This window comes from Mucilaginibacter ximonensis, from assembly GCF_042686265.1.
Lineage (GTDB): Bacteria > Bacteroidota > Bacteroidia > Sphingobacteriales > Sphingobacteriaceae > Mucilaginibacter > Mucilaginibacter ximonensis.
This window is the reverse complement of the sequence record NZ_JBHUPD010000002.1, coordinates 206,108-219,179: the sequence shown is the minus strand read 5'-3', so window position 1 is coordinate 219,179 and position 13,072 is coordinate 206,108. Positions and strand designations below refer to the sequence as shown.

Here is a 13,072-nt window from a genome sequence, read left to right as displayed (position 1 = left end):
CGATTTTTATCGGTATTTCTATATCTGCGCTACGATATTGACCCTCAGAGAGGATTGATGATCAAGGCGTTGGGTATTTAAATATATTCCATTACAACAATCAATTAATAACCAGTTTTTTAATCAGTTAATACTTAATTATCTGTTATGCGCATTATTGCAATTATAACTTTCCTGGGTGTGTTATGTACAACTACGTACTCTTTTGGCGATTCAGCCATGCCTGCACGTGTCTCAAATCACACCAAAACAAAAGGAAGTATCCTACTAAGGGGTACTGCCAGAGTGGGACGCGATACTACTCGTAAGGATACGACAAAAATGGATTCGAATGTGGCCATTAAGCCGCCTAAGAATGCAATCGGAAGAAGACTTGAGTCTAAAACCAATGAGCTTGATCCGGTGACGTTATCTACGTTCCCAGCAATTTCCCTGCAACAATACTTAAAAGGTAATGCTGCGGGTGTTTTCGTTAATGAGCAAAGCGGTGAGCCGGGAACAATCCAGAACATGTTTATCCATGGTACCTCGCAACCGCTACTGTCTGCGCGCGATGCTTATGCAACGCAGCCTTTGGTGGTACTTGATGGTGTGCCTTTGATAGGCGATCATCCTTACGCTTTTGATATTCAACAATATCAGTATAACAGGATTGGCCCTGCTACTAATTTGTTGTCTATTATCAACATGCCAAACATTGAGTCAATCAGAGTACTGAAAGGTCTTGACGCTACCGCTGTTTATGGCCCGAAAGGCGCGAACGGCGTTATTGTTATTACCAGCAAAGGTGCCTCTTTAAAAAGAAGAATTACTTTTGATAGCTACGGCGGTGTAGTAACTCCAAATGCGGTAACTACAATTAATGGTGCGTTTGAAAATAAATTCAGACAGCAGTTTTATAAAAAATATGCTGCTAACGGCGCTTTCTCTCAGGATGATAACTACCCGTTATTCTTGAGCGACTCTTTGAATAATGCTTTCTATGGCCCGTCAAACTGGAATGATATTTACTACAAAAGCATGGGCATTTACAGCGTAAATGCTAGTATCAGCGGTGGCGATGAAAGAGCAAACTTTAATTTCCAGTTAGGAGACACTAAAAGCGGCGGTGTTGGCGACAATACCAGCATGGATCGTTATAATGCACGTTTCTTGCTGAACATGAAGCCATTGAACTGGTTTACTTTTAGTGCTGTAGTTAATGCTAATCATATGCTGCGCGATCGTAATAAAAACATCCGCGACAGGTTGGCTCAGGTAAACTATCTTCCGGATTTGAGTACTCCAATTGCGCCAAACAAAGCTAATTACGCTAACTACCTGGCTCAATTTAACAATGGTTTTGACGATAATAAAACTAACGTTGTAAACGGTTACGCTAAATTTGCAATTGACTTAGGTAAATTCAAATTCGTTACTACTTATAACGTAGACTATAACGAAGGCTACCGCGATATTTTTTATCCGAAAACATTACTGCAAACTACAAATTACGCATCAAACTACTTTGGCTACAATGATCGTACTACCATCGATAACGTAGCTACTTATGAGTGGGCTCCAAATGCGGATAATAAATTTGAATTTACTGGTGGCTATGACATTCAGTATGACTTTTCAAGATATAGTTATGCGTATGCCTACAAAGGAAGTAATGATTTTATCAAGTTAAACTTGTTAAATTCAGATCCGAACAATAGCAATTATCTTACTCCAACTGTATTTCAACCACAATTGGTTTACAAATTCCTGGACCACACCAAAGCCAATATGATGAGTGTTTATGGTAAGGTTGACTATTTGTTGAAAGATAAATATACTTTTTCTGTTACCTTAAGAGGTGATGGATCTTCAACTCAACAGCCTGATAGCCGCTGGTACTATTCGCCGGTGTTTGGTGCAGGTTGGGATATGAAAAAAGAATTCCTTGCTGATAACAATAGCGTATCTGAATTAAGACTACACGCAAGCGCTGGCAGAATGGGTAGATATGAAAACTTTGATAACTACTCTCAAGGTCCGCAATACACTGCGTTTATCGGCTTCTCAGGTAACCTTATCACTCCTGGATATGACGGTTTGGCTACATTAACCAGACCATATACCGCAGGTTACGTGCCTTATGGTTTAAAATGGGCTTATTCAGACCAAGCTAACCTGGGTATTGACGCTAGCTTCTTAAATAATCGTTTAGCTATCAGCGTTGACGGCTACTACAAACACGACAAAAACATGTTATTGGGCGTTCCTTCAGCAGCTGAATACGGTTATACTTCAGTTATCCAAAACGGAATGGCTATTCGTAACACAGGTTTTGACGCGACGGTTACAGGTGTCATTTTCCCTTCAACAAATAAATTCTCTTGGACTACCAGCATTAACATGAACTTTAACCGTAACACTTTAACAGCGTTACCTGGTGGTTTAAAACAAGTTGTTATCAACGATGCTAATGGTAACGCCAGATTGCTTCAAGTTGGTAAATCAGTTGATAGCTACTGGTTGTTAACCAACAACGGTATATATAATACTGATGCTGAAGTACCATCTGTAAACGGTAAGGTAATGACTTATAACGGTATCACTATGAAAACAGGTGATCCGAAATGGGCTGACATCAACGGCGATAATCAAATCACCGATGCTGACAGACAATTAAAAGGCCATGCGTTGCCAACTGTTGCTGGCGGCTGGTCAAACACTTTCGGTTATCAAAAATGGACATTGCGTCTTGATTTTTACTACAACTTAGGTCGTCAATTATTGAATCAGCAAATGGCAAACAGATTTGATTTTTACAACAACGAAGGTTTGAACAACATCAACTCAGTAAAAGAAATCACTTATTGGGAAAAAAGAGGCGATTATTCAAAATATCCAATCTACAACCCGGCAAGTGCAGTTGCTCCATATCAAGCTAATCAAGACCTGTTCTTAGAGAATGCAAATTTTGTTAAGCTGCGTACTTTACAAATTGGTTATGACTTAACTGATATTATGAAGAAAAAAGCTTCAAATGTTAACAGGTTCTATGTGTACGGTAGCGTAAACAACGTATTTACATTAACTAAATACACAGGCCAAGATCCTGAACTGGCTGATTACACCGGTTACGATACAGGCTACGGAATACAAATCCCAAGAACATACACATTAGGAGTTAAGGTTGATTTTTAATTCATAGTCGGAGACAAACAATATTGAATACCGTTAAAACAGAGATGAAATGAAAAAAATAATTTTGCTGAGTCTTATCTTTCTTACCGTTATTGCAAATAGCTGTAAGAAGACATTAGATGTGACCTCATCACGTGTTGTAAGTGAGACCAACTATTGGAATACATTAGAGGATGCCCGCGCTGGTATCATGGGTGTATACGGTTTAACAAGGGCTGCACTTGCCGAAAATAATGGTCACTGGATATACGGAGACGTGCGCATGGGGAATTTTGCGAGTCCGCTTCGTCAGGATCTTAAAGCAGTTATTGCTAACAACCTTAATGCGTCTTATCCAGTAATTAATGATTTATCAAACTGGAGAAGATTCTATGCGGTAATTAACGCTGCTAATACTTTTATCGAACGTATCGGTGAGGTTAAAGCTAAAGATCCGAGATATACTTCAAATAATATGACTGTGGATCTTGCACAAGTTCATTTCTTGAGAGCTTTTACTTACTTCTACATGGTTAGAATTTGGGGCGACGTTCCATTGATCTTAAGCTCACGTGACGGAACTTTTGAAAACCGTGCCAGAACTGATCAAAACGCGATACTTACCTGGGCACAATCAGAAATGGAAGCGGCTGCGCTTGATTTGCCTTATTCTTATAGCGAAAATGACTTACAACAGCCTGGTTTATATTATAACCAATCATCAAGCAGATGGAGCGGCGCGTTAGTTACTAAATTAGGTGCTTATGCAATGCTTGGCCACGTTGCTGCATGGCAAGGTAAATATGTTGATGTCATCAGATATACCTCAAAGGTGCTGAATGAGTATAACACTAAATCTGATTTAAGCTATACCAGTACTAATACTTTAGACGAGTTTAATGGACTGTTTTACACCAATCCTAATGGAAATAATGACAATCAGTTATTTGCATTTGGTTTTATTTGGGCTAACCAGGACGCGTCATTTACCGGTAACATAGAGTCATTAACTTTAGCTGCTCCGGTGGTAAATAAAAATATCCCTGATATTTATGTACCTAAAGATTCCATCTTATCTATATTCAAAGAAACTAACGATGCGCGTTTCAATATAGACACCACCGGTACTGTGCATTCTGATGCGATCAATGGAACAACTAAAGGCTATTTCTCTAATTTCCTTGGCAAATATCCAATCTTCGCTAAAATTAAAATTATTCAAGGTGGTATTAATGATCCGTCGTTCAGGATTTTTTCGAGCGCTATTATTTTAACTCGTTTAGAGGATGTTACCTTGTTACGGGCTGAAGCTTATGCTGTAATTGGAGAAAACGCGTTAGCAACAACCGATCTAAACCGTGTTAGACAATTGAGATACAATGTCGATCAGAATGGTTTGACTAATAGCAGTGCTTCTGATTATGTGGCTTATAATCCAAACATTCATGGTACCTTAATAGAGGCAATATTTAAAGAGCGCCAAAAGGAGTTCATGGGTGAAGGCGACCATTTTTATGACAGAGTTAGATACGAGAAGATTAAACAAAACAATCCGGCGTTTTTGGCTCTGATCAATAACGGTGGTATTTACTGGCCTATATCTCGCGATCTATTATCGCAGAATCCTAAGTTAACCCAGAATTCATATTGGAAGTAATAACAGAAAGAGCATAGAGACATGAAAAGATCAATTTTATTCGGAAAATATCTAATAGCAATAGTTGTTGCTGTGACGATATTTCAAACTGGATGTAAACGCGAAAAAGGTATGCATGACGCAACACCTCCAGTAAATACTACCAATTTGACTACTTACGATTATTTGAAAAGCAAATCGGGTATTTACGACTCGTTGTTAATGCTTGTCGATAAGTTTAAAGGCATGAAGCAAATATTAACCAGTGACTCGGTTACTTTATTTGCTCCGTCAAATTCAAGCTTCCAGTTAGCGGTTCAAAACTTAAACGATCTGCGTAAAGCTCGCGGCCAAAACCCAATTTATCTGAGCCAGTTGGCTGCAGGTTCTGCAGGTATTACCGGTTCCAAAAACATCGAATTAGCAAAACGTGACAGTGCTGCGTTAGATACATTAGTATCCATGTATATTATAAAGGGATGGTATGTAGCCGCTGATTTCGCGATAGGTGATGGCCAAACTGTGTTATCAGTACGTGGTGACTATAAAATGCACGGCCAACGTATATTTGCTGATGCCGAAGGTTTTCAAAACGGTGGCGTGGAGGCAATTGAATATGCTGACACTAAAAGAAGCTTATTTGTTGCAAAATGGTCTAAAACGCAAACTACTTCAGTTAACATCAAAACAAAGAATGGTTACGTACACTTGCTGAGAACGGATCACGTGTTTGGTTTTGATGAATACGTAGCCCGTATGACTTTCGTTCCGCCTCCGCCGGTTGCCTGGAACTTAAAAACCGACTTATTATTCCCATACTGGCCACCTGCTTCAAACTACTATGATGGCCAGGTATCAGCTGGTGAGGTTTTCAAGAAGGCGCTTGATGGTTCTGTATTAACTAAGTTTATTTCAAACGTGAATGCCGGTAGTAACTATTATCCAACTATGTACTGGTTCCCTAGGGATTCTGTAGGAAAAACCCGTGCTGCGGTTTGTAATAGTTATACAATGACAACAGCTAATGACTCTAAATTATATCGTGACCGCGATCCTAGAGCGTTCAAAATTGAAGCAACATTGGATCCTGCACCATGGCAATTAAGGGCAACGCCGTTGTTTAATGACATTTATCAGCCAAACCCTAACGCTGTTTGGGTACAATTAGATGTTCGTCAGGATCAGGATTGGACTACTAACTATCAACAAAAAACATTTGATTTCACTAATAACGTAGCTTACACAGGGTACCGTTTGGTGATATTGCAGGTGGGTACAGGTAGTTCAAGCCAAACGCTGTTCCAGATATCTGAATGGACAATGAACTATAGGTCTAATTAATCAAGATGAAGAAAAAGTTTAAAGTAAACAACGTTATGCAAAACACAATAAAATATAAGGTTTTTGTATTGTTAACAGCAACGGTTGCTTTTTCTGCAGGTTGTAGGAAACTTTACAACCTGCCGGATGAGAAGCAATACCTGAGTACAAATGCTGATTATGTCCAAAAGAGCTTTCAATCAGGCCTAATATTAGGAAGAACTAATATTTTGGGTGGGGGGAATATATTCAACTCTGATAACTCAACGTTCCCAATTACCTTTACTATCACAAATCCAAGATTTGGCGATGGCCGCGACGCCAGCGATATGTTAGCTGTTAAGCCAACTTTGGTTTGGACAGGCGAGTATACCGGAAAAGAGACAAGCTTAGCTCAAATTGAGGCTAAAAGACACCTTGAAAATCATCCGATGCTGGAAACGAGAGGAAATGGTGACATTGTTCTATGGTATACAGCCAACAAAAATAATATCAAACCTGCCGATTCTATAGTATACCCACAAGATCAGCGTTTCTTTGATGTTAAAATTACAAATAGCGGTGGTAGCAGAACGATCAGAAATTTATCAATTACCCCTAGTATTGATCAACCGTACTACCCTACAGCCGACTATAACATCATTACAGGAAAGCCGAATACGACAACGCCGGGTGGTCATACCTTGGTGTATAATTATCCTGATGCACTTAGCGGTATAAGAGGCGAAACTACCAACCAGTTTATGACCGACCCTCACAATCAAAATACTGGTTTGGTTTATTTGTATATAAGGAAATTCACCGATAAACCTGGTGATCCGACTAACACAGCTGCAGTAGGCCACAGATTACGGATCAAAGTATTAGATAAAGATTCTGTAGCAATTGATCCAACTAAATGGAACACTACTAAATGGCAGGACCAAATTCATGGATTCAAGAAAGATGGAACTCCAGGCGGCGATGTTTATCATGATTATGTAGAATATAATGTGGCTTACCCTATTCCGTTAGCCAAAATACCAACCAAGTTTACGGCTGGCGGTGTGGCTAACTTAACAGGTGGCGATATGGCTCAAATTAATTTGACTTATAGCCGCGTGGGTTATGGTGCCGTAACAGAGGTAGGAAGGATTACGCAGAATTTCCAGATTTGGGAAACGGGGGACTGGGAAATCGTATTCCATTTCAAGACAGTTAACCCTAAGTTTGAGAACGATTAGAACCCTAATGACTAAAACTAATATACAATGAGAAAACAAATTATTTGGCCGTTCATCTTTTTCTGCTGCTTATTTCTTTGCCAGAATCTGATAGCACAAACTAGAAAGGTAACGGTGAAAGGTACCGTTACGGATAAAGCAACCAAAGAGCCAATGACAGGTACTACTGTAGCTGTTGATGGCAAGGGTGTAGCACAAGTTGACTTAGATGGTAAATATTCGGTAGTTGTTGAAGATGGGGCAACACTTACTTTTTCTATCGTAGGTTATACATCACAAAGTATTAAATTAAAACCTGGTCAGGTCTTATTAAATGTTGCACTAGAAGCTAGCAGCAAAACGATTGATGAGACGGTAATCCGTGGTTACGTAAAACGTACCCGTGATCAAACAACCGGTGCTTCTTACATTATTACCGGTAAAGAGGTTCAGGATAACCCTGTAGGTAACGTTGAACAGTTGCTGCAAGGTAAAGTTGCCGGTTTGAACATTCAAAATAACACAGGTGCTCCTGGTTTACGTGGTACTGTTAACATTCGTGGTCTTTCTACGATATCAACAACCGGATCAGGGGATAACACTTTCTTGCAACCAACCTCACCTTTGTACATTATCGATGGTATTCCGTTGACAGCCGACCAAGCCTCTCAATACGGTTTTGATCAACAGGGTTCTGGTGTTAGCCCACTATCTTTGATTCCTCAGGAAGATATCGCCAGCATGGAGGTATTGAAGGATGCGACTGCAACAGCGTTATATGGTTCAAGGGGTGCTTACGGTGTAATTTTGATTACTACTGTCCGTGGTAAATCTAAAATTCCGCAAGTAAGATTAACATCAAACTATTATGTATCAAAAGTTCCAAAGTTACGTTCAACTTTAGGTGGTAACTCCGAACGTCAATTCAGAATTTCTCAAATCAATCAATATGCAATAAACTACGACAAATATCAATTAACTAATACTCCTTTTCTGGCAGATAGTTTGAACGCGTTCTACAACAACTCAACTAACTGGCAGTCTATTTACTACTCAGATCAGTTTAACACAACTCAAAACGTTGAGTTAGACGGTGGTGACGATAGATTTAACTACAAGGCCAACTTAAAGTATTTCTCTCAAACCGGTCTGGTTGCAAACACCGGTTTTGAAAACTACAGCTTAGACATGAATATGCAGTTTAAGCCGTCTACCAAATTGGGTTTCTTTGGTGCTGTTAGAGCAACAGTAGGTAAAATCAGAACAGGTAGCGGTACCGGGGTATTGCAAAATATAGTTGCAAACAGCGTTAATAACTCTTCACTGAGCCCGGGCCCATCTTTCTTGTTAGCTACCAGCGATGTATTGTCTACACTGGATATCAGAAAGAGCGCAGGTCCAAAAGAAGTTAGCGTTAATATGAACGCCAATTATGAATTGATACCTGGCTTGCAATTACAAACATCTGGTAACTACGATTATACTATTGACAATACAGATTCATTCTTGCCAGCTGCGGCAAACGCTCAGTATGCTCAGATTGATAATGAATATCAATATACCTCAGTATTGTATAACCGTAATAACATTTCTTACACCAAATCATTAGGTCAGCACAACTTGTTCCTGAACGTTTTTGATGAGGTTTATGTTACTAACTTCCAGGCTAACTATACCCGTATCTATGGTACCCCGAACGATCAGTACGAAGGTCCAACCGGATATGATGGTGCCTTAACCAAAGGTGGTGGTGTATTGAATACCTTCCAAAACTTAAGAACGGCCGCACTTGCTGCTGCATTCACTTATGATTATAAGAAGAAATATATCGTTGACCTTACTTACCGTTTAGATGGTTCGTCAGCTAACGGTCCTGCAGACCCTTATACCAAAAACCCGTCTGTAGGTTTTAAATGGAATATCACTAAGGAGGATTGGGTTCTTAACAAAACTTCTAAATGGTTAGATTATGCTGACTTGCGTATAACTGCTGGTCAGAACATTTACCCGGTAGGTGCTTTGCAAGATATTTATGGTAAATACAATCCTAATGGTTTTTATAACAACCTTCCTCGTGTAGGTATTGATTTTGGCGAGGTTCCTAACCCATACCTGAAATCTAAAAACGTACTTCAATACAACTTAGGTTTTGACGCAGGTTTGTTTAACGGTAAAGTTGACCTGATCTTTGATACTTACTACAGAGCTGTATCTAACGATTTGTTTTCAAGTGTTTTACCTAACATATTGGGTTTTGGTACTTACGTAAGTAACGATGCTTCAATTACCAACTATGGCTACGAGTTGTCGATCACTACACACCCACTACGCAAAAGTAGCAAAGTACAATGGACATTAATGGTGAATGGTGCTTTGAACTACGACGTTTTGGTTAAGTTGCCACCTCAATATAATGGTCAGTATATCGACATCAACACGAATGGTGGTGTAAACTCACTATACGTAGGTGGTCAGTTCCTTGCAAAACGTGTGGGTAGAAACTCACTGTCAAACTATTTGTTCACCAACAATGGCGTTTATGCAACTACAGCTGATGTTCCTGTTGATCCAGTTACAGGTATCAGACTAAGAAATCAGACTAAATCAGGTGGTCCTCAATACTCTTACCAAGGTGGTGACGCAAGATTAGTTGACTATAACCATGATTATGTAATTGATAATAGAGACCGTCAAGTTAGCGGTAATACTCAGCCGTTATTAACAGGTGGTGTTAGCAATACTCTTAGTTATAAATCATTCTCATTGAACATTTATTCATCTTATACAGCAGTACGTTCAGTTATTAACGCCTCTTTAGCTCAACGCTTATTACAATTGAGCGATCCTTATGGAAAAAGTGCTGTTCCGACAGCAACTGACCTGAACATTTGGACAGGAAACGGCGACGCGAGCGCCAGATATGCAAACGTATATAACTTCGAACATGAAAAGTATATGAATAACTTTAGATCTGAGCAGACATTGTTCCAGGAAAGTGGTAGCTATTTCAAAATTAACCAGGTTACCTTAGCTTATATTTTGCCTAAAAACTTTGTTAAACGTATTGGTTTGAATAACATCAGAACTTACTTATCTGCAAGTAACCTGGCGGTATTTACACCATACTCAGGTCCTAACGTTGAAAACGTGAACGCTTTAGGTAAAGACGTTAACGGAGCTTATCCAAATCCACGTATTTATACCTTTGGTTTTAACGTTACATTTTAATTCAATTTAGAAGAGATAAGATATGAAAAAGATTATTATTGGCTTATTGATAGTGATGGTCGCATCACAATATAGCTGTAAGAAATTTCTCAACATCACGCCTATTAATATGCTAACTGGTAATAACTATTACCAGTCGGCTAACGATGTTGAGACGAACTTAAATGACATGTACGGCTCGCTGTTTGATAAATATAACCAAACCAATACAGCCGGTGGTACCGGCGAGTTTCGGTCGGGCGAGGTGATACCTTCAAGCAATACCGTAGGTACCAGACAATTGCGCTATGATGCCGGCCTGCTTGGTGGTCATACAAGAACAGTTGCTTTCTCAGGTACTACCCAAGGTTTCCAAACTATCCCGAACACAATCGTGAACGACCGTTTATTGTTGCTGGCTTTGAATAACAGTTATAATGGTGTGAACAACCAATATCGTTTTTGGAACCTCACCCATTGGGATGAGTATTATAAAATTATTCAGCAAGCTAACATATTGGTTGACAAGTTGAATGCAGGTATACCGGGGGTAACAGGCAGCCAGCAGAAATCATATATAGAAGAAGCTAAGTTTATTCGTTGCTATGCTTACTTCTTTATGGTTAGATTATATGGTGACGTAGCTTATTATACAACTCCTTACCAAAAAGACCCTCTACCGAGAATGAATATGGTTACGGTGGTTAATAACTGTATAGCCGATTTGAATCCTGGCAGAGCAGATATGACCTGGGCTGTAAGTAACCCGTCTTTAAGAGGTGTACGTGCCTCAAGAGGTGCTGTTACTGGTTTGTTAATGGCTATGAATATGTGGAATGCTGGATTTGATCCGGCCAATAAAGCCAAATACTATCAGACTACAGAAACGCTTGGACAAGAATTAGATGCCAGCAATGCATTTGTTTTAGTACCGGTAAGCGACTGGAATACTGTAACCAAAGGGCGCTCGCAAGAAAGCTTGTTCGAGTTGTTTGCAACTGTTAGTTACAACAACTCTTCTCAGGTGTTTCAATACGCTCAATTTGGTGAGTCTTTTATCCACTTCCCTTACAGATTGCCAGAGTATGATAACCGTACAAGCCCTTGTGTATTTACCGCGGCTTATATGAATAAATTGTACCCTGATCAAACAGATCAAAGGTTAACTACTTGGTTTGATGATCCTTTCAACCAAAATGCGGAAACTTTCCAGATGAAAAAATTTGCCGGTAATACGTTTATTGATGCAAGTAACCCTTTAAATACAGCTATTCCGGACGCGACGTTTTTAATTATGCGTTATGCAGATGCTTTGTTATATGAAGCAGAAGCGGCCGCACAGCTGAATCATCATGAAATTGCACTTAAAGCTTTAAACGCTGTAAGAGGTCGATGGGCCGCTGCAGAATATCCATCTCAAACAGATGTTGATACTCAAGCCGGCTTACTTGATGCTATTTTTTGGGAGCGTGCAAAAGAGTTGATGGGCGAAGGCGATCGTTATTTTGACTTGGTTCGTACCAAAAGAATCATGAACAAACAATATACTGATAACCCGCTTACGCTGGATAAATTCTCAAGAGGCGGCTGGACATGGCCGATTGACGCATCTGCTTTAAATAGTAACCCGTATATGACACTAAATACATACTGGGTAGGAAGTGGTATCCAATAATTTAATTATGAGCATGAAAACTATTATCAGAAAATACATTGTACCGGTAATCTGTTCAGCGATGCTGATCGTAACGGTGTCATCTTGTTCAAAAGACAAGTATTATAAAGATGGGGGGCTGGCAAACCCTAATTTCAACGGAACTATGCTTCAATACCTGCAGTCAAGGCCGCAGTTTGACAGCTTGGTTCAGGTAATCAAAATTGCGGGTATGGAGGATGTTTTTTCAAAGGAAAACATCACTTTCTTTGCCCCAACAGATGAAGTTATTCGCAGAACCATTGGTCAAGTGTTTTCCAATGACCCAATGCTGTTTAACTATCCTAGCTTGAATGTGCAGTTGTATAACTTGCATAAAGATACCATTAAAACGCTTTCAGACATATCTCCTGATATTTGGAAAAAATATTTAATGCGCTATCTGTTTAAAGGCACTTATTATCTTAAAGATTATCCTCAACTGGATTTTAACTTGCGACCATTATATCCAGGTGGCTATTATTCAGGTTACAATGGTGATTTGGCTAATATTGGTGTGGTATTTTTTACTGCAAATACCGTGAAATACTCCGGCTATCGTCAGTTGTGTATTGCAAGTATAACCGACCCCTCTAACCCGCAGAACTTTTACTACGGTGCGGCGGCTGTTGCTTCGTCTGATATACACCCTACCAACGGTATAGTTCATACTTTGGCAGTCTGGTATCCGGGTGTTGGAGACCCTTCAGTAAATCCGAATACTACCGGTGAGATGCATTTTGCCGAGAATATGGAGGATTTATTTGGCATGTCTTCCGATTTTTTAACCGAGGTTATTTTAAGTAGATAGGACTATAGGTAAAGGAATAAATTCCTATTTTAATGCAAGTTTTGAAA

At 39.5% G+C, this 13,072-nt stretch carries 7 protein-coding genes; all 7 read left to right on the top strand.

Annotation, left to right across the window (positions count from 1 at the left end):
- Window positions 1-147 precede the first annotated feature (147 nt).
- Genes ACFS5N_RS08530 through ACFS5N_RS08500 form a run of 7 tightly spaced genes read left to right on the top strand, consistent with a single transcriptional unit; the run spans window position 148 to window position 13,025 of the window.
- Window positions 148-3,177 (top strand): SusC/RagA family TonB-linked outer membrane protein, encoded by a 3,030-nt coding sequence (locus ACFS5N_RS08530; RefSeq protein ID WP_377184262.1) that lies wholly within the window; start codon window positions 148-150, stop codon window positions 3,175-3,177.
- 49 nt (window positions 3,178-3,226) lie between these two features.
- Window positions 3,227-4,813: a RagB/SusD family nutrient uptake outer membrane protein gene (locus tag ACFS5N_RS08525; protein ID WP_377184260.1), complete on the top strand. Its 1,587-nt coding sequence runs from the start codon at window positions 3,227-3,229 to the stop codon at window positions 4,811-4,813.
- Window positions 4,814-4,834: 21 nt separating this feature from the next.
- Window positions 4,835-6,133 carry a hypothetical protein gene (locus tag ACFS5N_RS08520; protein WP_377184258.1) on the top strand — a complete coding sequence of 433 codons (1,299 nt, stop codon included), beginning with the start codon at window positions 4,835-4,837 and terminating at the stop codon, window positions 6,131-6,133.
- Window positions 6,134-6,138: 5 nt separating this feature from the next.
- Window positions 6,139-7,335, top strand: a complete 1,197-nt coding sequence (locus ACFS5N_RS08515) for a DUF5007 domain-containing protein (RefSeq protein ID WP_377184256.1) — start codon at window positions 6,139-6,141, stop codon at window positions 7,333-7,335.
- Between the two features lie 27 nt (window positions 7,336-7,362).
- Window positions 7,363-10,542 carry a SusC/RagA family TonB-linked outer membrane protein gene (locus tag ACFS5N_RS08510; protein ID WP_377184254.1) on the top strand — a complete coding sequence of 1,060 codons (3,180 nt, stop codon included), beginning with the start codon at window positions 7,363-7,365 and terminating at the stop codon, window positions 10,540-10,542.
- Window positions 10,543-10,564: 22 nt separating this feature from the next.
- Complete coding sequence (locus ACFS5N_RS08505; protein ID WP_377184252.1) at window positions 10,565-12,196, top strand: RagB/SusD family nutrient uptake outer membrane protein; 1,632 nt, start codon at window positions 10,565-10,567, stop codon at window positions 12,194-12,196.
- 13 nt (window positions 12,197-12,209) lie between these two features.
- Complete coding sequence (locus tag ACFS5N_RS08500; protein ID WP_377184250.1) at window positions 12,210-13,025, top strand: fasciclin domain-containing protein; 816 nt, start codon at window positions 12,210-12,212, stop codon at window positions 13,023-13,025.
- Window positions 13,026-13,072 lie beyond the last annotated feature (47 nt).

Coding starts and splice junctions, on each gene's coding strand:
- ACFS5N_RS08520 (WP_377184258.1), top strand. CDS start 4,835: ATGAAAAGATCAATTTTATTCGGAAAATATCTAATAGCAATAGTTGTT.
- ACFS5N_RS08500 (WP_377184250.1), top strand. CDS start 12,210: ATGAAAACTATTATCAGAAAATACATTGTACCGGTAATCTGTTCAGCG.
- ACFS5N_RS08510 (WP_377184254.1), top strand. CDS start 7,363: ATGAGAAAACAAATTATTTGGCCGTTCATCTTTTTCTGCTGCTTATTT.
- ACFS5N_RS08515 (WP_377184256.1), top strand. CDS start 6,139: ATGAAGAAAAAGTTTAAAGTAAACAACGTTATGCAAAACACAATAAAA.
- ACFS5N_RS08525 (WP_377184260.1), top strand. CDS start 3,227: ATGAAAAAAATAATTTTGCTGAGTCTTATCTTTCTTACCGTTATTGCA.
- ACFS5N_RS08530 (WP_377184262.1), top strand. CDS start 148: ATGCGCATTATTGCAATTATAACTTTCCTGGGTGTGTTATGTACAACT.
- ACFS5N_RS08505 (WP_377184252.1), top strand. CDS start 10,565: ATGAAAAAGATTATTATTGGCTTATTGATAGTGATGGTCGCATCACAA.